Genomic DNA, 23,470 nt, shown 5'->3' on the forward strand with positions numbered 1-23,470 from the left:
TACAAGCAGATATATCGGCCCCGCCTAACTGTAAAATGTTGTGGGGCAGGTGGATTAGTGCATTTATACTACATAAGCATCGGTGTACAAGGGGTACAAACGAGATGAAATAGAAATGAGGGGCGATAGAGCGGAAATGTCAGATTTTCCACTCTATCTGAACACGGTCGCTGGTGGCCTTGATTGTAGAAATCAAGCCATCGGCGGCTTTTCTTTTGTCGTCAAAATCTATGCTCTCCCAGTTGTCGAGATAATAGGACAGTTTCTTTATCTGCTGGGGCGATATGGTTTCGACGCTCAAATCGGCTATTGCTTTTGAAATGGTCTGACGGCGGGTGTCCAGTTCTTCGATTTTCTTGTTGGCGTACCCGCTTGTCTTGACCATTGACAACTTCGACCGGATTTTATTCTTTCATCTGACGCATTTTTCCACTTTCCATATAAAAGCAGCGATCACAGATTTTTTCTATCAGATCGTGGTCGTGGCTGATGACAATCAGCCCCAGATTTCTCCGGTTTACAATCCGAAGAAGGCTTCTCCATATGAATTCCTGCGTAATTGCATCCAGCATAGTAGTCATTTCGTCTGCTATCAGATATTTTGTCTGCGGATGCAGTGCTCTCACAATTGAAAATCTTTGCAATTCGCCTCCGGACAGCTCAATCGGATACCGGTCCATCCATTCTTCTCTGATTCCGAACGTCTCCAGCAGCTCCGGTTCAGGAATATACGCCTCTTCCAAGATTTTTTTCATTCTCCATAACGGGTTCATGATTTTTTCGGGGTGCTGACAAATCAGCTGTACCTCTCGAAATCCATGAGAGCCATGTGCCTTCCCGTCAATAAAAACAGTTCCCTCCTTCGGCGATAAAAAGTCTGACAGCACCTTGGACAGACTTGTCTTGCCGCAGCCGCTGTATCCGAAAATCCCCAGAATTTCACCTCGTTGAATTTTCAAATCAATATCTCTGAATATCCACTCGTTTTTAGTATAGTAATACCCGAGCTTTTTAGCTTCCAATGCCATTTGCTTCTCCTCTCAGAAACTCATTCTGCGGCAAGGCCAGCCAGAGATTTCGCGTATACTGTTCTTTCAATCGCTCTCCCTTTCCTTCAAAAAAATTTGCCGGTGCAGTCTCTATATTTGCCCCGTCCTTAAATACAGAAATGTAATCGGCGATCCTGACTGCTGAAATAATATCATGTGTAATCAGCATAACTCCCATACCCTGATCAGCAAAGTCGCGCAGCTGCTTCAAAACCATATCCAATGCTTCTTTGTGTATTCCCGGAGTTGGCTCATCCGCAATAATCAGCTGAATTCCCTGCTTTACGCAGGTTGCGAACAGCACTCGTCTGAGCATACCGCCGGAAAGCTGATAAGGGTAGAGTTCGCCGTCTGTTTTTTTTAGTCCATATTTTTCAAACAAAGCCTCCTGAAGCTGCCTGTTTCTTTCCTTTGTTTCATGCAATCCGATCCTTACTTGGTTTTTTACCTTCATGAACGGGTCAAGATAATTGACCGACTGCGGAATAAAGGCGATCTCTGTTCCGCGCAGGGCACCTATGTTTTTTTTGTCAAGCACCTTTTCCTTGTAGGAGATTTCCCCCTTTACCATTGCATTCGGGGGAAGTATATCCATAATGGCGTGCGCCAGCAGACTTTTCCCTGAACCGCTTGCTCCTACTATGGCAAGGATTTCCCCCTTTTTTATTTCTACACTCAGGGACTTTATCGGTGTGCTTATAAAATGCTTAAGTCCTTTTCCATATTGAGAAAATGAAATGGACAAATCTCTGACGCAAAGTAATCTATCGCTCATATTCCGTCTCCTACATGTATCTCATTTGCGGATCATTTAATTTCCTCAGGGCTTCTCCGATATTGTCGAAGCTTTTTACCAGCAGGATCAGGGAAAGCCCCGGCAGGACAACAAGCCACCAGTTGCCAAGGGATATGTGCTTTGCCGCCTCCGATAATATGATTCCTATGGATGGCTGCTGCGCAGACAGCCCGAAGCCGAGAAAGGTCATGGACGCTTCGTGTAAAATAACATGCGGAAAGAGAAGAATAAACCCGATGAAAATCTGTGGGAAAATCACCGGCAAAATATGATTCACCACGATGTACCATCTGCTTTTCCCCATGTTTTTTGATATTTTAATGTAGTCCATGTTCTTGATGTCATATACTTCGTTCCTTATCACCCTTGCCAACGCAGGCCAATGCGTAATAGCGGTTGCAATAATTACCCCTTGTGCGCCTTTCCCTGCAACAAAGGAAATCAAAATCATAAAAACCAAATGCGGCATACCGATAAACATATCGACGGTCCACAGAACAATTTTATCGACGGTTTTATTGCCAATTGCGGCACTGATCCCCAGTGTAAGTGCAATCATAACCCCGATCACAGAGCCGATGATCCCTACGAACAAGGAAAATCTCAATCCCCTGACGGTTCTTACCAGCATATCCCGTCCCATGCTGTCGGTCCCGAATAAATAGGACGAAGAGGGAGACAGGTTCTTTAATCCGGCGTTCGGAGTCAGTCCCTGCTCATTCAGGACAAAGCTCAATATCAGAATCAAGCCTATGATAAGGACGGATATAGTGATTGAAAAAATCACTTTTATTCTTGCGTCTGTTTTCATGCTTCTCTCCTCAGATTAGGATTAAACAATCCGTTCAGTATATCGGCAGTCATGTTTCCACAGAACACAAAAACGGCTCCTATCATTACAATCGCCAAAAGCAGGGGTGTATCACTCTTCAGTCCTGCCTCTGTCAGCGTAGAACCCAAGCCCGGATATGAGAATACTTCCTCCGCCAATACAGAGCCTCCAAACAATTCACCGAAATAAGAAAAATGAATTGTGATGGCGGGAACGATCGCATTACGTAACGCATGGTTTTTGAATATCTGCCAGCTGTTTTCGCCTCTTGCTTTCGCAAAGGTCACATATTCGCTGTGAAGCACATCAATCATTTTTTCACGGGTGTGAAGCGTTACATTGGCAATACCCAGGACGCTTAATGTGAATGCGGGCAGAATCAGGTGTCTCAGTCTGTCCATGAATGTTACATTTTCGCTGAGCACTCCGATCGGAGAGGAAATACCGATAGGAAACCAGCGAAGCTGTACAGCAAAAATAAGCAAAAAAATCAGTCCGATCCAAAAGGTCGGAACAGTCGCCTGCAGATAAGAAAACCATTTCACAAACCTGTCAAATAATTTCCCCTGATGAAACGCGGCGATGGTTCCAAGAGCAAATCCCAGTATTCCGGACAATATCCAAGACACTCCCATCAGCAATGCGGAAGCCCCGGCTCTTGCCTTTATCACTTCTATTACCGGTTCTCTGTGCACAAGAGATGTTCCGAAATCGCCATGAATGAAATTTTTAATCCACAGCAGATACTGCGTAACCGGAGGTTCATTTAATCCATAGTATTCTGCAATAGCGTTATATTGTTCCTCTGACAGAGTGGTGTCATAATTTACGCTTGCCATTACAGGATCTACAGGAGAAGCTTTAAGGAGGACAAAGGAAAGAAGAGAAATGCCTAAAAGCAGTGTGAAGCACCGTATAATCTTTCTTATGATAGTCCAAATAGTTTTCATCAAAATATTTCTCCCCTAAGCTATAAAGGAGGGTTCCATTTCGGAGCCCTCCCTTATGGCATATGATATTATAGAATTATATTATTGTGCATTTTCGTTCCAGGTCCATTCCGCTATATTAGCAATCAAAGACCAGTCATGACCGTGGCTGTGCAGTCCTTGATTACCCACATTGATTCTGTTGTCTCCGATATAAGTATGATTGATTCTTACCAACCAGACGTTTGCCAAATCTCCCATAGAGGAGGCGCCTGTGCTTCCATCCCACTGTGCAAGCTTCCAATATTTTTCCGCCTCTTCCAAGCTGGGCGCTTTCATCGCTTTTTCCAAATATTCCGTCACTGCCGGATTGTTATAGAAAGTAATATTTGTCCACCCTTTTCCTGCGGAATCCGGATGATGGGATTCATAAAACTGATTCGGATTGTGACGTCCGCCCGCATATAAGAGCGATACCTCATGTGATTTTGTAATCATTTCATCCCAGTTGCTTCCTACCAGGTTGATCTGGATCCCAAGCTCTTTTGCCTGGCTTGCCGCTTCCACTGCCACGTTGGTTCTGAGCGGATCAGCAGTTGGATAATACAGCTCAAACTCCGCTCTGATACCGTCTTTCTCACGGATACTGTCACCTCCCGCAAGCCATCCGTTCTCCTCCAAAAGCTTCTTCGCAGCTTCCGGGTCATTGTCTTTAATAACCGATTCCGGATTCCAGAAGGAGGTCCCGTCAATGACAGAATAGGCCGGTTTTCCGTGCCCGTTCAGCACGGTATCCACCACTTTCTGACGATCCACACCGATATTTAAAGCCTTACGAATAACGGGATCGCTGGTTACATCATTCCCTACCGGATAACCGTCCGGGGAATTCGCGATAACACCTGTCTTTACATACGGCATCGAAAGGCCGCGCACATCGTTGGATTCTATATCGAAGAGCTTACAACCATCAACTTTCTTGTCTGCCAGTTCCGGTGTCGCATAGATCATATCCACATCGCCGGATTCCAGCGCGGCAAGTGCCGTATTTTCATTCAGCATAACCCATGTCCATTTCTTAAAGTATGGCTCATCTCCATGCCAATATGGATTGACCGTAAAAATTGCCTGCTCATCCGGCTTATACTCAGCTACCATATAGGGACCGGATCCAATCGGATTAAATTTATAGTTTTCATCGTAGTGTGCTGCCGGAACGATCGGCACTTCAACAAGCTGCGACATCGCAAAAGTAGATCTTGGCTCTTTCAAGGTAAACACAATCTGATTTTCAGCAGGGATCTCAATCTTATCTATAAAAGCAAGATCCCAGTGTTTCCCATCCTCTTTTAGCATCTCATAGGAAAACTTTACATCCTCAGCTGTGACCGGCTCACCGTTGGAGAACTTAAAATCGTCATGCAAATTGAAGCTCCAAACCAAGCCGTCATCAGAGATTGTATAATCCTTTGCAAAATCCCCCACAATTTCGAGATCCGCTGTTCTACGAAGCAGTGTACTGTGCGTGATATGTGCTTCGTTATACATTCCATAACGCTCTTTGGGGTCAAATTCATGGGGCAGCCTTGCGCCCATAGAAACAACGAGCTCATCCGCCGCCCGTCCTTTCCTGTCCCTTGTGACAGAGGTCTGCGAACTCTCCGCAGATGGAGTTTCCGTCGAACTGCTGCTTGGATTTCCGTGGCACGCTGCTAACTGAAGAGCCATAACAGCAACAAAAGCAGCAGCAATTATTTTTTTTGCTTTTTTCATACTCTTTAGGTTCCTCCTTGAAATTATGATGATAGACCAACCAACCGAAATGTACCAATTCTCAGAAATGACCTTGGAAGTGTAAAAACTCGTACCAATACACATGGTTAGCCATTGCTAACCATTATATATATATATATATATATATATATATATATAATGTCAAGATTGGGACGGAAAATCTGTGATACCGAAAATAAAAAGTATGTGCTGAACAATCTATGCTTGCGCTGGAACTTTACAGCAGCTAATACAGAATTATCGGAATAGTAGGGCTGACTGTCTATCTTTGTTGAATGCTTCTTTACCGTACACAAGTATTTGCCGCGGATAGCGATAGGTAATCCTTTGAAGTTATCGCCGGATTTTCACCCGCTCCGCACCGTGCATGCGGCTTTCACCGCACACGGCGCTCCATCGGAAATGAATTTCAACGGTTTTAAACACAACTTACACACTTCGTTACAGCATTAAAGAATGGTTATACAATAGCTGGCGTTCCCGCCAGTTTCCGCAGTTTATTGAGTTTTTCCAGTTGCTTTTTGTTCAGTTGGAGTTGTTTTAGGTACTTCTGTATCGTTTCTTCTAAGGTGGCATGGATAAGCAGGTGAACAGCTTCGGTCACGAGGACAAGGTTGCTGTATTTGTCGGTTCCGCCGTTTTCCAGCGGCACTTTGTGGTGACAGCGTATGTCATAGGGCATAAGTTCTGTGCCTGTGATGGCACACCGCCCGTATTGAGCCGCAAACAACGAAATTCTGTTGTCTGCAAATTCAATGCTTTTATCCAGCACAGGAGTTCGCATAAGCCATATCATCGTATCGGTGTTTACACCGAGATTTTTATGGATTTCTGCCCGTCCTTCCGGCGTGTACCGGTTGACAGTTTTCTTCTTGTGCTGAGCGTCCCGTGTCTGAACGTACCCAATCGGAATGAGCGGGTGTCCATTCAAAAACCTTAACTGTTTGCTTTTCCCATATCGTTCCTTTATGAATCCACGTTCCAGTTTCCGGTTTCGGGTCAAGCCACGTAGTCTGTTTGACATTTGCTTTTTTAGCCCTTGCGCCAGATTAGGAAAGTCCTCGCTGACACGGGTTGCCAGACGGTAATAATTAAGCATTTATGGTGCGCTCTGTAGATGTGGCCCGGCACATGGATGTGTCTAAACCCAGCGTGTGCCATGCGGTAGCTACCTTGCGGGACGGCGGCTTTCTCACGATGGACGAGGATCACTTTCTTTATCTGACCGATATAGGCCTGGAAGTTGCTGAAACCATCTATGAGCGTCATTGTTTCTTTACAGAGCGGCTTATCGCCGCAGGCGTTGCCCCTAAGACTGCAGATGCTGACGCCTGCCGGATGGAACACGTTATTAGCACCGAGAGTTTTTTGCGGCTGAAAGAGGCAGCCGCCCAAGAGCAAGAACAAATCTTATAAGACAATCCATTCTGCTGCACAACAGAAAAAAGCCGTCGTACAATAAACCTTTTGACGCACCCATATAACCAGCGGCAGCTATGAGAAATCAAGGCCACCTCTTTTTTATGAAGGCTCACAAGGGAGATACTGCCATGAAAAAGAAGATCATTATTCACCTTGAAGATCTCACAACAGCCCAGGAAGTTTTGCTCCAGGAGCTTCTTCAGACTTTTTGTGTAGAGCAGATTGAGGTGCTTGAAGATATCACCTCTACCCTGCTGGTCGGTGACCTGCAGATTGATGTGCGGCGGCGCCAGGTATGGCGGGCTGGCAATCTGATAGAACTGACTTCGATGGAATTTGATATTCTTTACCTGTTAGCCCACCACCCGGGGAAGGTATTTTCCGCTCGGCAGATTTACGAAGCCGTCGCAGCAGATTCCTTTGATGCCAGCTGGACCGGGATTTCCCAGCATGGTCTACAAACTCCGGCGCAAGCTGGGTGCCGGTATCATCGAAACAGTCTGGGGACACGGGTATAAATTCATCGTCCCAGGCATCTCAGCCAAATTAAAATAAGCGCACAACGGTTTTCTTCCGCTGTGCGCTTATTTTATTCCTCGCGCCGGTAATGAGGTTCCGGTAAATAAGGCTCTTTCTGGTATTTGCGGTATTTCTCCGATATTTCGGCAGGCCCCTCCAGGCTTTCCTCGCTGTAATCAATCGGCTCATCACAAACTGCGTCCAGCAAAATGCGCTCCAAATGCTCAAATTCTGAAAACTGATCCAGGGAAGCCATCACAAAAGAGTCGCGGACATAGCCGGCACTGGCAGCCATCAATTCCTGATCCATAAAGTATCCATGATGCTCCACAAAAAAGGTCATCATCATTACAACCGTTCGGGTATTGCCCTCCCGGAAAGGGTGCACCTGCCAGATCGGCGGAAAGAGGCTAATGAGCTGATGGACGAATTCTTCCCGGCTGATGCCATCCCATCTAACATTTTCCAGCCGCTTAAAAGCCTCATTGAGATCTTCTTCTATCCTGTCATCGTTGCTGTACCAAACGCTTCGGCCTGCCAGCAGTTTCTCCCGTTTTTCAATATTGATAATGCGGTACTGGCCGGCCCACTCATAAATGTCGGCAAACAGGGTCCGATGAATCTCCCGCAGGCCATCCGGAGAAAAGTCCTGAAAGCCCTGTTCGTACAGCAGCATCATATTTGCTCTGGATTGCTCGGCCTCGATGCGATCCAATGTTTTCTCATTTTTGATGCCCAGCTCGTTTTTCAGGACAGGCACATCTTCATACAGGTACGGGTCAGACACGGCTCTGGCGCTCCTGCTCCGCGATCCGGCGATGATGTGCCAGCAATGCCTGCTTCATCTGTTCGCCCGTCAGTTCGCCGCGGGCCCAGCTGGCAGATAGCGACCGTGCATAGCTGGAAATCGGTGCGCCCTCAATGGCGTTGATTGCATCGGCCGTCTTGACTGCTGCAATTCGCTTCTTTACCAATGGACTCATAGCGCCTTCACCTCCTTGCTGATTTTAGTATAACACAAGGATGGCCCTGTTGCCAATAGGCCAGGTCAATGCGAACCTTGCTGGTTTTGAAAGCGGATTGCAAAGACTTTAAGCCCACGGGAAAGACCCTGAGATAGCAATCTCAGGGTCTTTCTCATAAACTTAAATCCGGAACAGTTCAATCGCCCGCATCAGTGTGATGCACAGCTCCTGGTACAGATCCTCATCCAGTCTGCCGTTGATCACGGCATACTTGAGCAGCAAGGGGCGGTACATGAGCAAAATGCTTGTGACGGCCTCTTGGTCACCGCCCTTGGCTCGCCGCAGCATCTGTTCAAATGTCATATCCGTTCACCCCCTCGATGCTCTTCTTCAATTTCCGAATGGACCGGTAATACACCGCGGCCGCACCCTTATACGACAATCCCAGCTGCACGCCGATCACATCGAATGGGCGCTTGTCCAGTACGTGGGCAAGGAACACATACCGTTCCCGCTCGTCTAGCTGTTTCAAGGCATACAGGAGCGCACCGCTCTCAATGTTCTCCCAGAGGGGCAGACGCTCCATCACTTCCTGCTCCAGCGTCTGGCTCACAGCGCAAAACACTTCCGTAAGTATCTCGTTTTCACCATATTTGCAAAGAGCTCTCAGATAGTCCCGCTGTGTGCGCCTAACCGCCTGGATTAAGTAACCTGTAAATCTGATTTGCAGTTCTTCCCTTGCTTGTCCATTATTTCGTTGCCACATGACCTTTTCCTCCAAATCATTCAAGAAGTCCAACAGGTTTCTTGAACTTTCGGAGGAGACCGGCATCGAACTAACGGGCGTGTGTGTTTGTTACATAAACAAACACAGCCAACCACACACCGCAAAAGTGAACGGTCGGCCGTGTAAAACACATAAAGAAGTCCGTCACGACTTCCGCCGCCCACAGGAGGAGGCTTGTCGCTCGATTTGCGATGTTCCCGCCTGCTCCTGTGAAAAGGGCGGCGAAAGAACTGTATTGTAAAGTAAGCTGTGTGTCGAAATGTAAGCAGATGGACGAACCTCTTTATGTGCATGATCCATCTTTCTCTCATGCACCTTTGGCTCCCTGCCATCTGAACCACACTTTGCACACGAGCCCGCAACTATCAAGACTAGGTAGCGGGCCTGCCAACGATTTGGGTTCAGTATCGCTCTAAAAATATTGTCGTTTTTTGTCGCCTGTAAAACAAAGGGGCGATCTTATTCATTTACGAATAAAGCCGCCCCCGATATCTTGAAATTTCCTCTGCTATTTCGATTCTTGGTTTTCATACTTATTTCCCCGTTTTCAAAAGTACGATTTCATGTTAAACCGTCTAAAACTCCATTTTTATGATAACTGGCAAATCTGACTGAATTCTGACCAAATCTCCATTTTCCCTTTTAATTGCAGCTTTTTACATAAAAGGAAAGTGCAGCCCCGCTGATAGAATAGACAAGAGCTACACTTTCTTTGGTTACTTCTTTTCTGTCAAAGTCTTTTTTAAGCGTTGAAAACTACTCTCGCTGATGACATGCTCAATCCGGCAGGCGTCCCGCTCGGCAGTAATGGGGTCTACCCCGGCATTTGTCAGCATTTCTGTAAAGAAGCGGTGCTTTTCGTAGATTTGTTCCGCTACTTCCCTACCCGCATCGGTCAGGTGTAGAAAGTGATCTCCATCCATGAGTATTATAACACTGAGCTGGAAAACCGCAGGGTTCCAAGCGAACACCACCACATTGGCCAACAGCCAGATCAGAATCTTGGTTCGAGGATCAAGAAAAGAAGGGCGAATATTCTTCCTCATTGGGCCAGCCCGGCCTTGACAAAATGCTTACGCATGAGTTTCATACCCAGCAAGGAGCCCAGAACAGAGCCTACCAGAATGCTCAGTACAATGACCCCGAACACCGGCCAGGTCAGCAGGCCCTCCATGGTGGCCATATAGGAGAACGCATCGTTGCCCACAGCGTATTCCATCCGGCCCTCCCGGCAATAGTCGATGCAGAGAAGATCCTGCCGGGTCTCAAAAGATGAGTCGCAATATCCCGTTTAGTCATGGAATTTAGCGCTGTGACAGAGATGTACCATCTTCACCATACAGAATCGGTCCGAAACTGCCATGCTGATCTTGGTGGACAGCTTCAATCCGGTTCGGGGGATATGGCGGTAATAAGGCTCCTCAGCCAGCACCCTGACCCCACTGCCGATTTTTCCGGCCAGCACCGATGCGGAATCCACATAGAAAAACATCTGCGCATCTCCGTGGCCCACTTGCTTCATGTACTTTTTCCGCATCATGGCCATACCGCTTTTACTCACGGAGTCAAAGACGATTTCAATCTCTCCAAACCCCGTGAGCATCCGCAGGAGTCCCACAACCTTGCTTTCCTCAAAATAGTGGAACAGGCCGCCAGCGGTGACCAGAATAGGAGCATCCGGCACATCAGCGCGGATCTGCTTGATCCAGTCCTCGGCAAAGGCGTCTCCAGCGAGATAGGTCTCCCGCTCCGGCTCCGGCAGCAGCTCTCGCCGGTACTCCACCACATGGGGCAGATCAACGGCGTACCAGCGAGTGTGACCATTGTCGCAGCGATGATATATCGTTTCCAGACCGCATCCGAGCTGGACAATGATACCATCCGGCCTGCGCTCCAGAAACACCCGGATGTACCGGTCCATATTGGCCGAGCGAGCAGCGGAAGCCAGCAGGGTATACTGGCTCTGTCCGTCCTGCTCCGGCAGTCCAGAAAGCAGTTTCTTTTTCAGTTCCAGCGCCTTTGGATCGTACAGGATCTGCGGGCAGTACTCGCTGGCATAGATCCTGCCCAGCATGGGGACAAACAGCGTGTCCTCAACAACGCCTAATTTGAACATAGTTATCCTCCTGTTTGAGCCTTGATAAATTTTGTCTCCAACTTTACATAGTCCTCCAGACGCACCATCAGCGTCAGATATCCGCCGATCAGATCAGTGACTACCGCGGGTTCGGGCATCAGGTCGATCAAGTCCTTTTTGCAGACCGGGGTGAAGGTGATGCCGTCCTCAGAGAGGATCAGCATCACCTTCACCTTTGCCGCTTTCCCGGCCTGAAATCGATTTTTCTCTCCGAATTTTTTCTAATACAAGCAAGGAGGAAAGGACTGATAGGCCATCCTCTCCTTCTTGCGAACGATCGAAGCATTTGGACTTACAAAAAGAGCAGTAGGCTGACGGCCATAACCACCATACCAGAGATCAGGCCGTAGATAGACAGATGGTGTTCTCCGTATTCCCGGGCAGCCGGGAGCAGCTCGTCAAAGGAAATGAACACCATAATGCCGGCTACTCCGGCGAACAACAGTCCGAACACCGTGTCGCTCATGATCGGGCGCAGCACCAGCCATCCCAGCAGAGCCCCCAGCGGTTCCGCCAGGCCAGAGAGGAAGGAGTAGCAGAACGCTCTGCGCCGGGAACCGGTGGCCTGGTAGATGGGCACAGACACTGCGATTCCCTCCGGGATATTGTGGATTGCAATGGCAACAACAACGGGAATAGCAACGCTCGGCTCCTGGAGTGCGGATACAAAAGTAGCCAGCCCCTCGGGAAAATTATGGATCGCGATGGCCAGCGCCGTAAAAACACCCATGCGCATCAAACGCCCCGGCTGCGGAGCGTCCTTCTCTGTGTCCTCCATGCGCTTTACTTCGTGGGGATTCTCCGCGGACGGAATCAGCTTGTCGATCGCCGCGATCACCACCATACCGCCGAAAAACGCCGCAACCGTTGCACAGCTGCCGGGGCGCGTACCCATTTCGGCGATCAACGACTCCTGGGCTTTGAAAAATATCTCGATCATGGAGACATAGATCATGACACCGGCGGAAAACCCCAGGGAAGCTGACAAAAATTTTCGATTGGTGTGCCGGCAGAGAAACGCGATGCAGCTGCCGATGCCGGTGCTGAGTCCAGCCAGCAGGGTCAGGAAGAAGGCGAAAAATACAGTATGATCCAAGTAGAACCTCCTTTCAAACATTCGGTTAGTTATAGCTAACCACCTTGATTTTAGCACCCGCTCCATAGTATGTCAACAGCACGCTTTGTGCTCCAGTGCAGTGGTTCTGTCTGATGAAGACGATACAAGCACTCACACCAGTGGATTTCAGGGCAAAAGCAGTAACGGCATCATTCAGAACATCACCACTCGCAAAAACATACCCGCAAGCCATCAGGGCGAACGCTTGCGGGTATGTTCATTTTCACAAAGAAAAGTCTATTTTATTTATTCAAATTCCAGCAATCATCACAACAGTCCCGGATCAGCTCATCATCATGCGTAATGACCAATACTGTTTTCCCATTGCCTGCTGTATCACGGAGTACTTCCGCAATCATTCTCATATTTCCTCCATCAAGCCCGGAGGTCGGTTCGTCCAGAATCAGGATCTCCCGCCCGGAAAGCAGCCCGCAGGCGATGGAGAGCCGCTGCTTCTGTCCTCCGGAAAGAGTGGCCGGATGGACGTCCTTATAGGAATACAGCCCCAGCCGTTTCAGCAGCGCTCGCGCCTGCTCCAATCGCGGCGTTGTTTGTTCCCCGTTGAGCAGCAGCTCTTTGGTGACGCTGTCCGTAAAAAACTGGGTCCCGGTGTCGTTGGAGCCGTACCATACCAGCTTTCTGCGGGCGGCCGGGCCAAGCGGTTTGCCCGTGATCTCCACGCTTCCGCCGCTTTCCCGCCACAGTCCAGCCAGCACAAGAGCCAGACTGGTTTTCCCCGCTCCATTCATACCGGTAATGGCTGTGATCCGTCCGGCGCTGGCGCTGAGCGAGCGGTCCCGAAAAATATAGATCCCGTTCTTTTTGCAGGAAAGCCCTCTGGCTCGGATGCTCGCCGCGACCGGCTCGGGAGGAGGCAATGCAGGCATTTGCCGCTCTGCTGCCTCCCGCAGACCGTAGCGTTCCCGTTCTTCGGCAGACATGGCCTCTAGCTCCTCCGGGCGTTTGGCCCAAAGGAGCCTTCCATCCCGCAGATAGAGGAACCGGTCCGCAATTCCCCGCAGCCATGCCAGCCGATGCTCTGCGATCACAAGCGTATGTCCTTCCGCTTTGAGCCGTCTCAATGCCTGTGCCAGCTGCCGCGTTCCCTCCCGATCCAAATTTGCGGTAGGTTCATCGCAAACATAGATGTGCGGCCCCAGGGCATAAATTGCCGCGATGGCCACGCGCTGTTTTTCTCCGCTGGAAAGCACATCCAGCTCGCGTTCCCGCAGCGGTTCCAAAGCAAACGTGTGTATCGCGCTGTTGGTCCGGTGCCGAATCTCCTGCTGCTGCAGCCCATAGTTTTCGCAGGCAAAGGCCACCTCTCCGGTCAGCTCCGAGGAAAAAAACTGGCTTTTGGGGTCTTGAAATACGCTGCCCACCTGTCGCCCAATCTGGTGCTGCGCAAGCTGCTCCAGGTCGCGTCCGTCCAACAGGATCCGCCCTGTTCGCACACCGGCATAGTATCCCGGCGCAAGGCCGTTGAGCAGGCGTGTGAGGGTCGTCTTGCCGCCGCCGGACGGGCCGGTCAGCACAACGCACTCCCCTTTACGAATCGAGAGGTCAATATTCGATACGCCGTATGGGCTGTCCGCGTATTGAAAGGAAAGCTGTTCCAATCGTATCACAGGCGTATCCCTCCCATCCAGAGAACGCAGAATGTGACCGCCGGCCACAGAGCCAGCCAGCACCAGTCCCAACCGGTCAGCGCCCGACCATCGTAGCTGCCTCGCCGTCCCGGCGCATCGGCGCCCCGCGCCACAGCGGAAACCGAAAGCTGGTCTGCAATCTGCAGGCAGCGCAGCAACAGAGGGACCAGGACATATTCACAGCTGGCTGCCGGATGAAGGAGCATCTGGCTGGGCGAGGTCAGTCCCCGGTTGCGCATAGACCGCACCACGCACTTGAACTCCGCCTTCATAGTGGGAAAAAAGCGGAACATGACCAGAAGCCCCAGGATCACAGCAGTGGGCATGCCGATCCGGGACAGAAAGGATGCAAGCTCTCCCGGGGGCGTGGTGATCAGATCCCAGCCCACCAACAGTACAGCGGAGAGATTCCAGAACATCAGTACATGGAACTCGGAAAATATCGCCAGCCGAACCCCATGCTGATCGATCAGGCAGAGCAGCAGTGCCAGGATCCCATAGAATACGCCGAAGCTCACCATCAGCCTCCAATTTCTCTGCACGGCCAGATACAAAAATCCGGTCGCCGTGAGTATGCAGGTCATGAGCGGGGCGCCGGTCAAAGAAACGCCCAGGATGGCGCAGGCCAATGCCCACAGCTTGACCGGCACGGCCAGATGATACCGCTTCATCAAAGAACGCCCGCCTTCTTGAAGTGTTTTTGGATCAGCTTTCCGCCGATCAAACTGCCAATAAAGCCGCAGACGGTGGTAAACAGCAAAATGAACACAAGCCACTGCGGCGAGGAATAGTACCGCACAAAGGAGTCGATATAGCTTTGCTCCATTCCGCTGGCCAGCGCAAAGGCCTCGTAGGTATCCCAGAAGAACCACAGCGGCAGGATATTGACGCCGTTATACAGCAGGCTGGAGAGCGTCCAGGACGCCGTCAGCTTTTTTGTGGAGGCCCATCCGACGTTCCACAGGATTGCCTCGCAGAGAACTCCCACCACCATATAATAGAGAAGCAGATACCAGTTCCCCATAACGAGGAAAACCGTGCCGAGGATCGTCATATAGACCAGGGACACAAAGCGTTTGCGGATCCGGCTGACCATCAGAAAATAGATAGGCGCACACAGCAGCATGGTAAAGCCCACAGACAGCACCATGCTGACAAAATCGTTGACCATGCAGATCATGTTGATAACCAGCTGAATGACGATTAGCAGCACCGAAAGCAGCACGGTGGTGATCACATCCTTCACCGACCATTTATGATTCTTCATTTTCATGTTCCTTTCCTGTGTTGTAAAAAAAGATATCGCGCAGCCTTTCGCTGATATTCTTTGGAGGCTCCCGGCGTGTTCATGCCTTTTTCAGCCTCCAGCCCAACGCCTGCTCCCGAAGCGTGACGAACCGGCGGTACATCCCCTCCTGCCCCATCAGCTCCTCATGAGCGCCCCGCTGCACGATACGTCCCCCATCCAGCACCAGGATCTGATGCGCTTCGCGCACCGTATTCAGGCGGTGTGCGATCATCAGGAGAGTCTTTCCCCTGGTAAGCGCTCCAATGGCCTTTTGCAGCTCCGCCTCGTTTTCCGGGTCCACGCTGGCGGTGGCCTCATCCAGAATGATGATGGGCGCATCCTTCAAAATGGCCCGGGCGATGGAGATGCGCTGCCGCTCTCCGCCGGAGAGCGAGGAGCCGCCCTCGTCCACCACCGTGTCATAGCCCTTGGGCAGCGTCAGGATAAAGTCATGGCAGCACGCCTTTTTCGCCGCTTCCACCACCTGTTCATGGGTGGCCTGCGGACAGCCGAATTTGATGTTGTTCTCGATGGTATCTTCAAAGAGATACACCTTTTGAAAGACGATGGAGAAGTGCCGGAGCAGGCTGTCACAGGTGTATTCCCGCACATCGTATCCGCCCAGCAGGACTTGACCCTCCTGCACATCCCAAAACCGGGCGATCAGGCTGCACAGTGTGGTCTTGCCGGAGCCGGAGGGGCCTACGATGGCGCAGGAGGTTCCCTGCGGGATGGAAAAGCTCACATCGTGGATGACCTCATTCTCCCCGTAGGCAAAGGATACGTTCCTCAGCTCGATGTCCAGACGCTCGGGGGCGATCTCTCTGCCTCCTTCATCCAGAGCGGGTATATTCAGAACCGCGTACATACGGTCGAGAGAGGCCTCGATCACACGGGCCACGGAGGCCATGCTTCCCACCAGCTCCACGCTGGAATAGATGAGAAAGCTGGACACCAGCAGCAGCAGGCACTTGACCGGCGTGATCTCCCCGCCCGCCAGCAAATAAGGAGCAATCACCAGGATCGCGGCCTTTGCCAGCTTGAATACGGTCTGATAGACCGCTGTCAAAGAGGAGAACACGGATTCCAGCCGGATGTTTGCTTTGGCACTTTCGCCGATCGCCTGATCCACAGTGCGGTTGGCACTTTCTCCAAGGCCAAACGCCTTTACCACGCCCATCCCCTGCACATATTCCAGAACGGCTGTTACCAGATCGGCCTGAGCCGCCTGCCGCCTGGGAGACAGACGCTTGCCCGCACGCTGCTGGAGCGTGTATACCAGCAGGGAAACAGCCAACCCCGCAAACATCAGCGCACCAATATGCCACTGGTAAAACAGAAGCCACAGCCCGATGACCAGCGCATGAAGGAAGCCTCCCGCCACCCGCTCCAACACCATGACCGCGTTGCTTTCGATATCTCCCAGCGTGGTAGTGGCTGCTGCGGTAATATCGCCCAGCCGGTTTTGGCTGAAATAGCCCATAGGGGCACGCTTGAGCTTTTCCCCGATCTCCAGGCGCTTTTCCGCGCAGAAGGCAAAGCTGCCCAGCGTCCGCCTGGCGGCGGAAAGGCTGCTGCACAGGATGCGCCCCAGGATACTGACCACCATGATGCCCAGAGAGATCCAGATCGTTTCACGCGGCATGCTTGCGCCGGAAATCGTGCCCAAAATGCCGGTGAGGACCGTCAGGATCGCCAGAATGGGCAGCATCTCAAAGACAGAGTCCAATAGGCTGAACACAAAGGACAGGATCAATTTTTTCCTTTGCGTGCCGGAAAAGTCCAGCAGACGTCGGATGAGCGCGATCATACCGTTTCCTCCTCTTTCATATCCCGGGCGCCCTGATGCGCCCGCCAAAGGTTCTGGTACAGCGGACAGGCCCGGAGCAACTCCTCATGGTTCCCCTGCGCCTCCACCCGTCCGTGGTTCAGGACAACGATCCGATCCGCACCCACAATGGTGGACAGGCGGTGGGCAATGACGATCAGTGTTTTCCCCTGCACCAGCTCGTCGATGGAGGTCTGAATGACCGATTCATTTTCCGGGTCGGTAAACGCCGTGGCTTCATCCAAAAGGACCACAGGGCTGTTCTTGAGAATGGCCCGCGCAATGGCGATGCGCTGGCGCTCTCCACCGGACAGGCTGGAGCCGCCATCGCCTGCCATCGTGTCGTAGCCATGAGGAAGGCCGAGAATGAAATCATGGCAGCTGGCCTTTTTTGCCGCCGCTACGATCTCCTCCTCGGTGGCATCGGGCTTCCCGATCCGGATATTCTCCCGGATGGAGAGGTGGAACAGGAAATTGTCCTGCGACACATAGGCCACTGTGTCCATGACCTGTGACAACGGTAATTTCCGCACATCCACGCCGCCAATCTGCACCTCGCCGCTGACCGCCTCCCAAAAGGAGGCAATCAGCCTTGCCACGGTGGATTTCCCGGAACCGGATGGCCCCACAATAGCAGTCATACCCTGCGGCACGGTATCAAAGGTAACACGGTGGAGCACTTCGGCCTGACCATATCCAAAGCAGACCTCCCGGAAGGACACCTGACAGCCGTCCAGTTTGGCAGGCTGTGTCGGCCTGCACAGCTCCTCCGCCTCCAGAAGAGCGGCGACCTCCTGTACCGTGGAATCCACCATGGCCAGGCTGTCCGTATATTGTAACGCCTGGATCAGCGGACGGATGAGCCCCAGCGACAGGATGATACAGGTGATAAACGTGGGAGCCGCCAGGCTGCCCTCCATGAAAAGCCAGCTTCCCAGCGGGAGCACACCCAGAAGACTGGCGGGCATAATGGCGATCCCCGCCGCGTAATACCCGTTGGTTTGCCGGAACCAGGTGGCTTTTGCCGCATTGTTTTCCCTTACCGCATCCGCGTATTTCCCGTAGGAGGACGAGCCTTGGTTGAACGCCTTGATCACTTCGATCCCGCTGATGTACTCCACGATGGCCGCGTCCATGCTCTTTCCCGCGGTCAGCACCCGTTGATAGCGGGATTCGTAATCCTTCATCATGCCCATGTAGCACAGCAGACCAATGGGAAGCGTGACCAGAGAGATCAGGGCGATACGCCAGTCCAGGAAAAACAGATATGCCGTCATCAGAACGGGGATCAGCAGGTTTGCTGTCAGCTCCGGGATCATATGAGCCAGCGGCAGCTCCAGCTTCTCCACCGTATCCACCAGCAGCGTTTTATGCTGTCCGGAGGGGGTGTCCAAAACGGCTCCCATGGGCACCCGGGAGAGCTTGGCCGTCAGGGCGGTACGGATCTCTTTCAGGATGGTAAATGCCGAGCGATGGCTCAGCATCGTGGACGCAGCGGACAGCCACACATTCCCCAAATAGCCCAGCAGCCCCAGGGCGGCGCAGCCCGCAACAGCGCCCAGGCCGTACTCGCCGCCGCAGACCAGTATCAGGATCCGGGATACCGCCAGGTAGGGTATCATACCGCTGGCACAGCCAAGCGCCGCCAGCAGGACGGAGGCGGTCAGCTTCCCTCTGCACGACCGGGCAAAGCGCAGCAGCCACCGGATGGTGTCGTGTTTCTCTTGTTTCAAATGAATCACTCCTTCTGAAAGTCCAGTATCAGAATCCGTTCCAGGTGAAAAGGCCCTTCGGAATTTCTCAATCTATGGCCTCCCATGAGTTAGCTTTAACTAACCACCCTGTAAAAAGAAAGGCTCAATCGAGCCTTAGAAGCCCCGCCCAGCCGCAGTTAAAGAAGGTGGCCAGTTCATTGACATAGACAATGGCTTTTTCTCTGGACATGTCGTGGGCGACGGTTTCGAAAACAGCGGTAAAATAGGCGCTGGTGATCATATGGTGAAGCTCCGGGCTGACCGTTCCTTCCAGTCTGCCCATTTGGCGAAGCTGCTCGTAATAGCGCTGTGTCTGGGTCACCTCGATCTCCACCAGATCGCTGATATAGCTCGCGTACCTCGTGCCCTCCGAACAGCAGATCACCAGTTTGAACGCATCGAAGTTGTCGTAGATATAGTGGACAAAGTGGTTGAGATATTCTGTGGAGAGCTCCCGGCTCTGCGCGGTCTTCCCCTGGGGGATCAGGTCATAATGGGCCTGCTGTGCGGACTTGAATTTCTCCAGCAGGCCATCTGCCGCCTCAGACACCAAAGCATCAAAAAGTGCCGCCTTATCTGGATAATATCCATAAAACGCTCCCTGCGTAAAGCCCGCCTCCCTGACGATACCGCGCAGCGAAGCGTCTTTATAGCCTTTCGCCAGAAATTCTTTTTTTCCAATCTCCAAAATTTTTAGTTGTGTTTCTGTGTATGCAGCCATTTGGAATCTGCCCTCCAGCCTATATATCACCGCTATATATCACCGATATAATAGCAGACCTTTTTCCTTTTGTCAACCCTCCCAGCTGTATATGCGGCGGCTCGAGCCACTGAGAAAGCACACCCATAAAAAATACCGGGAACCGCCGATTTCGGCGATTTCCCAGTATTCTGCAGGCTGGCGCAGCTTTTATTTTTGGCTTTTTGTAACAGCGGCAGGTAAGATGGCGGCGTGTAGCCAGGGTTTCCCGTCACCGTTGACAGCGAAGGTGCCTCTGCCGGAAAATATCCGGCGGCGGCACGCCTCTTTTCGTGATGCTTGAGCAAAGGCTTTTCTCAGAGCTTCCACTGGCCGGACTCTTTACGGCCGGATACGAACGCCCGATACAGTCCCCCCTGAGCCATGAGCTGGCTGTGGGTGCCCCGCTGAACGATATGTCCGCCGTCCAGCACCAGGATCTGATCCGCATTGCGGACCGTCTTCAGCCGGTGAGCGATCATCAGGATAGTCTTGTCCCGGGTCAGGGCTTCGATGGCCTTTTGCAGTCGGTCCTCATTCTCCGGGTCTACATTGGCGGTGGCTTCATCCAGAATCACGATGGGAGCATCCTTCAGGATAGCCCGGGCAATGGAGATGCGCTGCTTCTCGCCGCCGGAAAGACTGGAACCACCCTCGCCGATGACGGTGTCATAGCCCTTGGGCAGGGTGAGAATAAAGTCGTGGCAGCAGGCTTTCTTTGCCGCGGCTACCACTTCCTCATGGGTGGCATTGGGGCACCCAAACTTGATGTTGTTTTCCACCGTGTCGGCAAAGAGATAGACCTTCTGGAATACCATGGAGATCTGATCCATCAGGCCCTCCAGGGTATAGTCTTTCACATTCTGACCGCCCACCAGAACGGCGCCGCTTTCCACATCCCAGAACCGGGCGATGAGATTGCACAGCGTGGTTTTCCCGGAGCCGCTGGGGCCCACGATGGCGGTGGTGGTTCTGTCCGGGATGGAGAAGGATACATCCCGCAGGATAGGCCGCTGGTCATAAGAGAACGAAACATGGTCGAAGGTAATGCCGTGCTCCCTGGGCGTGCCGGCCCGACCGGTCTCTGCCAGCTGGGGCATGGCATCCGTCTCATCGGCATGGGCCATGCAGCTGCTGACGATACGCAGCAGGGACATGCCGCTGCCCGCCGAGGAGATCTGAGCAAAGACCAGGAAGGACATGATGACCACCATCAGAGCGTTGGCCAGAATCATCGTTCCGGAGAGATAGAACCATACCGCCGCAAGCATCATGGCCACGCTTCCCAGCTGGAGTGCGATCCCCTGCGCCATAATATAAGGGGTGAACATCTTTTCGATGTTCAGGTTACTGCGGCAGTTGTATTCCAGGGCTTCCTGCAAGGTGCGGTCACCCCGCCCGGTGAGGTTGAAGGACTTCACCACGCTCATGCCCTGCACATACTCCAGCACCGCCTCCACCAGCTTGGCCTCGGACTTCTGACGGTGCGGGGCGAGGGCGGCGGATTTTTGCTCCATGGCAGAGGTGATGAACAGATAAACTGCTGTGGCCACCACCACAATGAGACCGACCCGCCAGTCAAAAATCAGGATCATCGCCGTAAAAACCAGAGCGTTAAGCAGCCCGCCCAGCATGGTCACCAGCACCATGGGAGCCACGGTCTCCACATTGTCCAGTACAGTGGTGCAGACCCCGGTAAGCTCTCCTAGGCTGTTGTCGTTGAAGTAGCCCATGGGGACGGATTTCATCCGCTGCCCGATGGCCACGCGCTTATTGGCCGCCATGAAGTACCCGGCGTGGGTCTGCTGGAGCTGAGAGAAATACTTGGTCACGGCGCTGCCCAGAATACTGACTGCCAACAGACCCAGCGCCTGCCACGCCGTGGCAGAGCTGTTTTTTCCATCCAGCAGATCCAAAATGGTGTAGTAGATGGCGGCGATCTCAAACATATGGAACACCGCGTTGAAAAAGCAAGCGATCACTGAGCGCCGGATGTTGCGCTGTTCCTCACCGGCAAACCGCCAGATACCTCTGAATGTCTCGATCATACCGTTTCTCCCTCCTTTGCGCCCATGTGAGCCTGCCACAGATCGGCGTACAGCGGGCAATGGCGCAGCAGGTCTTCATGCCTGCCCTGCGCCTCAATGCTTCCATCCTTCACCACCACGATCTGATCCGCGCCGGTGATGGTGGACAGGCGGTGGGCAATGACGATGACCGTCTTACCCTCCACCAGTTTTGCCACTGCCCGCTGGACCACCGCTTCATTCTCCGGATCAATGTAGGCGGTGGCCTCATCCAGAATCACCACAGGGGCGTTTTTCAGCATGGCCCGGGCGATGGCGATACGCTGCCTCTCTCCGCCGGAGAGATGGGCGCCTCCGCCGCCCACCCGTGTGTCATAGCCATGCTCCAACTGGCGGATGAAGCTGTCGCATCCGGCGGCTTTGGCGACTTGTTCCACTTCTTGATCCGTGGCATTTACCCGGCCCATGCGGATGTTTTCCCGGATGGTATCATCAAAGAGGTAATTGTCCTGAGAAACAAAGGCCACTTGGTCGTAGAGTTGTTCCAGCGGGATACGGCTTTCCTCCACGCCGCCCAGGGTAATGCGGCCCTCGGTCACATCCCAGAAGCCGGCGATGAGCTTGGCAATGGTGGACTTACCTGAACCGGAGGGTCCAACCAAAGCGGTGAGGCTGCCGCCCGGAATGGTGAGGGAGATGTTGTGGAGGATCTCCTTGTCCTGGGCATATCCAAAGGAAACATGATCCAAGGCGATATCCGGTTTTCCCAGCTGTGCCGGCTGTGTTCCGTGATCCTGCTCCGGCTTCAGGAGGATCTCGTCCACCGAGCCCACGATGGTGCCCGCCTTGGCCAGATTATCCACAAAGCCCATAGCGGCAATGAGCGGTCCCATGATGCTCATGGACAGGATGATGGTGGTGAGAAATACCTCCGCGGACAAGCTGCCGCCCGTGTAGAAGATCCAGCCCACAGGCAGCACCGTAATAAGCGTGGTGGGAGCGATGGCATAGGCCAGAGCCATCCCAAACTGGCATTTCTTCATCCAGCTGTAGTAGTAGGCAGCATTGGCCCGTACCCGGGAAGAGAACTTCTCATAGGAGTTCTTTCCCTGATTGAAGGCCTTGATGACCTCAATGCCGCCGATGTACTCCACAATGGTCTCGTTCATGGCCTGGGTCGTCTCCACCGCCCCCTGATAGTCCTTGCCATAGCTGCCCATAATGGCCATCATAAAAGCCATGCCCACAGGAATGGACACCAGACTCAGCAATGCCATGCGCCAGTCCAGCGTGAACAGGTACACAAGGACGCATACCGGCGCCAGCAGATTGGAGGTCATCTCTGGCAGCAGGTGGGCCAGCGTCGTCTCCATACTCTCCACCTGATCTACCACGATCTGTTTGAGCCGCCCACTGGAGGTGTCCAGAATGTCTCCCAAGGGTAAGCGGGGCATTTTGGACAAAACCATCTTCCGGATGTCCCGCAGGATTTGAAAGGTGGCCTTGTGGGAGAGGGAAAGTGCCAGATTGTAAAGCAGGGTTTTGGCCAGATAGCCCCCCAGGGCCACCATACACCACAGAAGATAGAAGTTCCAGTCCCGCTGCCCGGTCAAAAGCGCTACCAGGATATGCCCTGCTGAGAGATACGGCAGCAGCCCCAGCAGGACACCCGCCACCGCGCAGAAGATGGCGGCAATCAGGCCGCCGTGATGTTCCCTGCCCAGCTGCCACAGCCGTAGCAGCGGGCTTTGCGTTTTCTGCATAAATAAGCCTCCTTTAGTTAGTTATTGCTAACCTTTGGCTCTATGAAAAGGCCGCCGGGAAAGCGGCCTTTTGCA

The 23,470-nt window shown here is 52.4% G+C and carries 25 protein-coding genes and 1 pseudogene; 2 read left to right on the forward strand and 24 right to left on the reverse strand.

Going from position 1 to position 23,470, the window contains the following annotated elements:
• Positions 1–139: 139 nt before the first annotated feature.
• From E0E41_RS03950 to E0E41_RS03980, 7 genes are all read right to left on the reverse strand, one after another.
• A complete protein-coding gene (locus E0E41_RS03950) occupies positions 140–385 on the reverse strand; it encodes a hypothetical protein (RefSeq protein ID WP_242623680.1) in 246 nt (81 codons plus the stop codon).
• A gap of 19 nt (positions 386–404) precedes the next feature.
• Positions 405–1,028: an ABC transporter ATP-binding protein gene (locus E0E41_RS03955; RefSeq protein WP_130868818.1), complete on the reverse strand. Its 624-nt coding sequence runs from the start codon at positions 1,026–1,028 to the stop codon at positions 405–407.
• Complete coding sequence (locus E0E41_RS03960; RefSeq protein WP_130868819.1) at positions 1,012–1,824, reverse strand: ATP-binding cassette domain-containing protein; 813 nt, start codon at positions 1,822–1,824, stop codon at positions 1,012–1,014. The genes E0E41_RS03955 and E0E41_RS03960 overlap by 17 nt, the downstream gene beginning before the upstream one ends.
• Positions 1,825–1,834: 10 nt before the next feature.
• Complete coding sequence (locus tag E0E41_RS03965) at positions 1,835–2,656, reverse strand: ABC transporter permease (RefSeq protein ID WP_130868820.1); 822 nt, start codon at positions 2,654–2,656, stop codon at positions 1,835–1,837.
• Positions 2,653–3,627 (reverse strand): ABC transporter permease, encoded by a 975-nt coding sequence (locus tag E0E41_RS03970; protein ID WP_130868821.1) that lies wholly within the window; start codon positions 3,625–3,627, stop codon positions 2,653–2,655. Before E0E41_RS03970 ends, E0E41_RS03965 begins: the two co-directional genes overlap by 4 nt.
• A gap of 81 nt (positions 3,628–3,708) precedes the next feature.
• Complete coding sequence (locus tag E0E41_RS03975; protein WP_165450495.1) at positions 3,709–5,379, reverse strand: ABC transporter substrate-binding protein; 1,671 nt, start codon at positions 5,377–5,379, stop codon at positions 3,709–3,711.
• Positions 5,380–5,860: 481 nt separating this feature from the next.
• Positions 5,861–6,499 carry an HNH endonuclease signature motif containing protein gene (locus E0E41_RS03980; RefSeq protein ID WP_242623681.1) on the reverse strand — a complete coding sequence of 213 codons (639 nt, stop codon included), beginning with the start codon at positions 6,497–6,499 and terminating at the stop codon, positions 5,861–5,863.
• A gap of 2 nt (positions 6,500–6,501) precedes the next feature.
• Here E0E41_RS03980 and E0E41_RS03985 point away from each other — a divergent pair.
• Together E0E41_RS03985 and E0E41_RS03990 are read left to right on the forward strand one after the other, a co-directional pair.
• A pseudogene (locus E0E41_RS03985) lies at positions 6,502–6,816 on the forward strand (metal-dependent transcriptional regulator); the annotation flags it as partial.
• Positions 6,817–6,950: 134 nt separating this feature from the next.
• Positions 6,951–7,340: a winged helix-turn-helix domain-containing protein gene (locus E0E41_RS03990; protein WP_242623682.1), complete on the forward strand. Its 390-nt coding sequence runs from the start codon at positions 6,951–6,953 to the stop codon at positions 7,338–7,340.
• A gap of 71 nt (positions 7,341–7,411) precedes the next feature.
• Here E0E41_RS03990 and E0E41_RS03995 read toward each other — a convergent pair whose 3' ends face one another.
• The 17 genes from E0E41_RS03995 to E0E41_RS04075 all read right to left on the reverse strand — a co-directional run bounded on the left by E0E41_RS03995 (position 7,412) and on the right by E0E41_RS04075 (position 23,395).
• Positions 7,412–8,128 (reverse strand): Fic/DOC family protein, encoded by a 717-nt coding sequence (locus E0E41_RS03995; RefSeq protein WP_130868823.1) that lies wholly within the window; start codon positions 8,126–8,128, stop codon positions 7,412–7,414.
• Positions 8,121–8,324 (reverse strand): antitoxin VbhA family protein, encoded by a 204-nt coding sequence (locus E0E41_RS04000; protein ID WP_007712900.1) that lies wholly within the window; start codon positions 8,322–8,324, stop codon positions 8,121–8,123. The genes E0E41_RS03995 and E0E41_RS04000 overlap by 8 nt, the downstream gene beginning before the upstream one ends.
• Before the next feature lie 162 nt (positions 8,325–8,486).
• A complete protein-coding gene (locus tag E0E41_RS04005; RefSeq protein WP_130868824.1) occupies positions 8,487–8,669 on the reverse strand; it encodes a helix-turn-helix domain-containing protein in 183 nt (60 codons plus the stop codon).
• Positions 8,659–8,919, reverse strand: a complete 261-nt coding sequence (locus E0E41_RS18825; protein WP_242623683.1) for a hypothetical protein — start codon at positions 8,917–8,919, stop codon at positions 8,659–8,661. The genes E0E41_RS04005 and E0E41_RS18825 overlap by 11 nt, the downstream gene beginning before the upstream one ends.
• Positions 8,920–9,809: 890 nt before the next feature.
• Positions 9,810–10,139, reverse strand: coding sequence for a metal-dependent transcriptional regulator (locus E0E41_RS18830; RefSeq protein WP_242623684.1), 330 nt, complete (start codon positions 10,137–10,139; stop codon positions 9,810–9,812).
• Positions 10,136–10,312 carry an MptD family putative ECF transporter S component gene (locus E0E41_RS04020; RefSeq protein ID WP_242623685.1) on the reverse strand — a complete coding sequence of 59 codons (177 nt, stop codon included), beginning with the start codon at positions 10,310–10,312 and terminating at the stop codon, positions 10,136–10,138. The genes E0E41_RS18830 and E0E41_RS04020 overlap by 4 nt, the downstream gene beginning before the upstream one ends.
• Before the next feature lie 72 nt (positions 10,313–10,384).
• Complete coding sequence (locus E0E41_RS04025; protein WP_130868826.1) at positions 10,385–11,209, reverse strand: class I SAM-dependent methyltransferase; 825 nt, start codon at positions 11,207–11,209, stop codon at positions 10,385–10,387.
• Positions 11,210–11,211: 2 nt separating this feature from the next.
• Positions 11,212–11,403, reverse strand: coding sequence for a hypothetical protein (locus E0E41_RS04030; protein WP_130868827.1), 192 nt, complete (start codon positions 11,401–11,403; stop codon positions 11,212–11,214).
• A gap of 119 nt (positions 11,404–11,522) precedes the next feature.
• Positions 11,523–12,326 (reverse strand): zinc transporter ZupT, encoded by an 804-nt coding sequence (gene zupT / locus E0E41_RS04035; RefSeq protein WP_130868828.1) that lies wholly within the window; start codon positions 12,324–12,326, stop codon positions 11,523–11,525.
• 263 nt (positions 12,327–12,589) lie between these two features.
• A complete protein-coding gene (locus E0E41_RS04040) occupies positions 12,590–13,975 on the reverse strand; it encodes an ABC transporter ATP-binding protein (RefSeq protein WP_130868829.1) in 1,386 nt (461 codons plus the stop codon).
• Positions 13,972–14,667, reverse strand: a complete 696-nt coding sequence (locus E0E41_RS04045; RefSeq protein ID WP_130868830.1) for an energy-coupling factor transporter transmembrane component T family protein — start codon at positions 14,665–14,667, stop codon at positions 13,972–13,974. Before E0E41_RS04045 ends, E0E41_RS04040 begins: the two co-directional genes overlap by 4 nt.
• Positions 14,667–15,263: an MptD family putative ECF transporter S component gene (locus tag E0E41_RS04050; protein ID WP_165450496.1), complete on the reverse strand. Its 597-nt coding sequence runs from the start codon at positions 15,261–15,263 to the stop codon at positions 14,667–14,669. The genes E0E41_RS04045 and E0E41_RS04050 overlap by 1 nt, the downstream gene beginning before the upstream one ends.
• A 79-nt stretch (positions 15,264–15,342) precedes the next feature.
• Positions 15,343–17,094: an ABC transporter ATP-binding protein gene (locus E0E41_RS04055; RefSeq protein ID WP_130868832.1), complete on the reverse strand. Its 1,752-nt coding sequence runs from the start codon at positions 17,092–17,094 to the stop codon at positions 15,343–15,345.
• A complete protein-coding gene (locus E0E41_RS04060; RefSeq protein ID WP_130868833.1) occupies positions 17,091–18,845 on the reverse strand; it encodes an ABC transporter ATP-binding protein in 1,755 nt (584 codons plus the stop codon). The genes E0E41_RS04055 and E0E41_RS04060 overlap by 4 nt, the downstream gene beginning before the upstream one ends.
• A gap of 124 nt (positions 18,846–18,969) precedes the next feature.
• Entirely contained in the window at positions 18,970–19,587 is a 618-nt protein-coding gene (locus E0E41_RS04065; protein ID WP_130868834.1) for a TetR/AcrR family transcriptional regulator, read from the reverse strand.
• Positions 19,588–19,922: 335 nt separating this feature from the next.
• Positions 19,923–21,653: an ABC transporter ATP-binding protein gene (locus E0E41_RS04070; protein WP_130868835.1), complete on the reverse strand. Its 1,731-nt coding sequence runs from the start codon at positions 21,651–21,653 to the stop codon at positions 19,923–19,925.
• A complete protein-coding gene (locus tag E0E41_RS04075) occupies positions 21,650–23,395 on the reverse strand; it encodes an ABC transporter ATP-binding protein (protein ID WP_130868836.1) in 1,746 nt (581 codons plus the stop codon). The genes E0E41_RS04070 and E0E41_RS04075 overlap by 4 nt, the downstream gene beginning before the upstream one ends.
• Positions 23,396–23,470: the final 75 nt, after the last annotated feature.

This window comes from Intestinimonas massiliensis (ex Afouda et al. 2020), assembly GCF_900626285.1.
GTDB lineage: Bacteria > Bacillota > Clostridia > Oscillospirales > Oscillospiraceae > Flavonifractor > Flavonifractor massiliensis_A.

Coding starts and splice junctions, on each gene's coding strand:
- E0E41_RS03950 (WP_242623680.1), bottom strand. CDS start 385: ATGGTCAAGACAAGCGGGTACGCCAACAAGAAAATCGAAGAACTGGAC.
- E0E41_RS03955 (WP_130868818.1), bottom strand. CDS start 1,028: ATGGCATTGGAAGCTAAAAAGCTCGGGTATTACTATACTAAAAACGAG.
- E0E41_RS03960 (WP_130868819.1), bottom strand. CDS start 1,824: ATGAGCGATAGATTACTTTGCGTCAGAGATTTGTCCATTTCATTTTCT.
- E0E41_RS03965 (WP_130868820.1), bottom strand. CDS start 2,656: ATGAAAACAGACGCAAGAATAAAAGTGATTTTTTCAATCACTATATCC.
- E0E41_RS03970 (WP_130868821.1), bottom strand. CDS start 3,627: ATGAAAACTATTTGGACTATCATAAGAAAGATTATACGGTGCTTCACA.
- E0E41_RS03975 (WP_165450495.1), bottom strand. CDS start 5,379: ATGAAAAAAGCAAAAAAAATAATTGCTGCTGCTTTTGTTGCTGTTATG.
- E0E41_RS03980 (WP_242623681.1), bottom strand. CDS start 6,499: ATGCTTAATTATTACCGTCTGGCAACCCGTGTCAGCGAGGACTTTCCT.
- E0E41_RS03990 (WP_242623682.1), top strand. CDS start 6,951: ATGAAAAAGAAGATCATTATTCACCTTGAAGATCTCACAACAGCCCAG.
- E0E41_RS04000 (WP_007712900.1), bottom strand. CDS start 8,324: ATGAGTCCATTGGTAAAGAAGCGAATTGCAGCAGTCAAGACGGCCGAT.
- E0E41_RS04005 (WP_130868824.1), bottom strand. CDS start 8,669: ATGACATTTGAACAGATGCTGCGGCGAGCCAAGGGCGGTGACCAAGAG.
- E0E41_RS18830 (WP_242623684.1), bottom strand. CDS start 10,139: ATGAGGAAGAATATTCGCCCTTCTTTTCTTGATCCTCGAACCAAGATT.
- E0E41_RS04020 (WP_242623685.1), bottom strand. CDS start 10,312: ATGGAATACGCTGTGGGCAACGATGCGTTCTCCTATATGGCCACCATG.
- E0E41_RS04025 (WP_130868826.1), bottom strand. CDS start 11,209: ATGTTCAAATTAGGCGTTGTTGAGGACACGCTGTTTGTCCCCATGCTG.
- E0E41_RS04045 (WP_130868830.1), bottom strand. CDS start 14,667: ATGAAGCGGTATCATCTGGCCGTGCCGGTCAAGCTGTGGGCATTGGCC.
- E0E41_RS04050 (WP_165450496.1), bottom strand. CDS start 15,263: ATGAAGAATCATAAATGGTCGGTGAAGGATGTGATCACCACCGTGCTG.
- E0E41_RS04055 (WP_130868832.1), bottom strand. CDS start 17,094: ATGATCGCGCTCATCCGACGTCTGCTGGACTTTTCCGGCACGCAAAGG.
- E0E41_RS04065 (WP_130868834.1), bottom strand. CDS start 19,587: ATGGCTGCATACACAGAAACACAACTAAAAATTTTGGAGATTGGAAAA.
- E0E41_RS04070 (WP_130868835.1), bottom strand. CDS start 21,653: ATGATCGAGACATTCAGAGGTATCTGGCGGTTTGCCGGTGAGGAACAG.
- E0E41_RS04075 (WP_130868836.1), bottom strand. CDS start 23,395: ATGCAGAAAACGCAAAGCCCGCTGCTACGGCTGTGGCAGCTGGGCAGG.